The organism is Bartonella sp. AD328YNZD, assembly GCF_042196425.1.
This window is the reverse complement of sequence record NZ_JBHIQG010000719.1, coordinates 1-734: the sequence shown is the minus strand read 5'-3', so window position 1 is coordinate 734 and position 734 is coordinate 1. Positions and strand designations below refer to the sequence as shown.

At 43.2% G+C, this 734-nt stretch carries 1 protein-coding gene and 1 pseudogene; both read right to left on the bottom strand.

Translation table 11 applies throughout. The features are described from left to right. A pseudogene (locus tag ACFIO3_RS14665) lies at positions 1-348 on the bottom strand (inositol monophosphatase family protein); the annotation flags it as partial. Between the two features lie 8 nt (positions 349-356). Further along, positions 357-734, bottom strand: a 378-nt coding sequence (locus ACFIO3_RS14660) for an inositol monophosphatase family protein (protein ID WP_375704735.1), incomplete at its 5' end; no start/stop codon positions are given.

Sequence of the window (734 nt, the reverse complement as noted above, 5' to 3'; positions counted from 1 at the left end):
CTTCTAGTCTGCGTCGAGCAGAAACGCGACAGCGCCGGTCGTTAAAAAAAGCACCACACCCACGTTCTGCGGTGAAGAGTTCATCACTCACGGGATTGTAAATGACACCAGCAACGATTTTTCCTTGGCTTTCTAAGGCAATGGAAACAGCAAAAAAAGGAATGCCATGGAGAAAATTTGTAGTACCATCTAAAGGATCAACAATAAAACGATGTTGTGAATCTTCGCCAATGATTTCCTCAGACTCTTCCATCAGAAAACCAAATTTGGGGTGTGCTTTGCTTCATTCATTGATAATATTGTTTCCGCTTTGCGATCTGCTTGGCTGAGGTAATCTGTTGGATTTTTTTTAAGGCTTAAATGCCTTTTTTGAGAACTCTTTCTAATTTTAGGCGAATGTGTTCATTGCCGGCGATAATATTTTTTTTACGGAATATATTGTTGCCGCCTTCTTTATCAGTGACAAAACCACCGGCTTCACGAACCATCAGTATTCCAGCAGCCATATCCCAAATTTGCAGGTTATCTTCCCAAAAGCCATCGGTTCTGCCAGAAGCAACATAAGCTAAATCAAGAGCAGCAGCGCCAAAACGGCGCAATCCAGCAACTTCCATCATCACATTACGTAATTCAATAAGATAGGTTCCATGATTTGGGCGACCAAAATGAGGCATACCTGTGGCAATGACACAATCTTCTAGTCTGCGTCGAGCAGAAACGCGACAGCGCCGGTC